This is a genomic window from Mesorhizobium sp. M2C.T.Ca.TU.002.02.1.1, assembly GCF_003997225.1.
On record NZ_RZTO01001172.1, the window covers coordinates 1 to 1378 of the forward strand.

At 64.7% G+C, this 1378-nt stretch carries 1 protein-coding gene; it reads left to right on the top strand.

The genetic code is table 11. From position 1 onward, the window contains the following. Window positions 1-1287: glycerol kinase GlpK (glpK, locus tag EOD07_RS34445; protein WP_127238356.1), on the top strand; the 1287-nt coding region annotated here is incomplete at its 5' end. Window positions 1288-1378: the final 91 nt, after the last annotated feature.

Below are 1378 nucleotides of genomic sequence, written 5' to 3' on the forward strand. Positions count from 1 at the left end.
GCATCGGATGTCGCCGCGATCGGCATCACCAACCAGCGCGAGACGGTGGTCATCTGGGACAAGGCGACCGGCAAGCCGATCCACAATGCGATCGTCTGGCAGGATCGGCGCACGGCGCCGCTTTGCCAGAAGCTGAAGAAGCAGGGGCTGGAGAAAAAATTCACGAAGAAGACCGGGCTGCTGCTCGATCCCTATTTCTCCGGCACCAAGATCGCCTGGATGCTGGACAAGGTGAAGGGCGCAAGGAAGCGCGCCGAGAAGGGCGAATTGCTCGCCGGCACCATCGACAGTTTCCTGATCTGGCGGCTGACCGGCGGCCAAGTGCACGCCACCGATGCCACCAACGCCTCGCGCACTTTGGTCTACAACATCGAGAAGAATGTCTGGGACGACGAGCTGCTCTCGATCCTGAACATACCGGCAGCAATCCTGCCTGAGGTGAAGGATTGCGCCGACGATTTCGGCGTCACCGAAAAGAGCTTCTTCGGCGCCGAGATGCGGATCCTCGGCGTCGCCGGCGACCAGCATGCGGCGACGATCGGCCAGGCCTGCTTCGAGCCCGGCATGATGAAGTCGACCTACGGCACCGGCTGCTTTGCGCTGCTCAACACCGGCACGGACCTGGTGCGCTCGAGGAACCGGTTGCTCACCACGATCGCCTACAGGCTGAACGGCAAGACCACCTATGCGCTGGAGGGTTCGATCTTCATCGCGGGCGCCGCCGTGCAGTGGCTGCGCGACGGCATCAAGGTGATCGGCAAGGCCGAGCAAAGCGGTGCGCTGGCCGCGACCGCCGATCCGGCGCAAGCCGTCTATCTGGTGCCGGCCTTCGTCGGTCTTGGCGCGCCGCATTGGGACGCCGATGCGCGCGGCGCGATCTTCGGCCTGACGCGCAATTCAGGTCCGGCTGAGTTTGCACGCGCCGCACTTGAATCGGTCGCCTTCCAGACGCGCGACCTGCTCGATGCGATGCGCAAGGACTGGAAAGGCGCCTCGGCCAAGACGGTGCTTCGAGTCGACGGCGGCATGGTGGCGTCCGACTGGACCATGCAGCGGCTAGCCGACATTCTCGACGCGCCGGTCGACCGTCCGACGATCCTGGAGACGACCGCGCTGGGCGCCGCCTGGCTTGCCGGGTCGAAGGCGGGTGTCTGGCCGAAAGCGAAGGAATTCGCCAAGAGCTGGGCGCTGGAGCGGCGCTTCAAGCCGCAGATGGACGCCGCAACGCGCGCGGCAAAGCTCGCCGGATGGCGCGATGCGGTGCGTAGGACGCTGAGCGTGCGATAACGATTTACGGGACCGGGCGGAGGGAAAATGCAGCCGGATTGGTATCCTGCCTGGCGCGATGAGGCCTTTGAACACCTCAAAGCCAAGAACG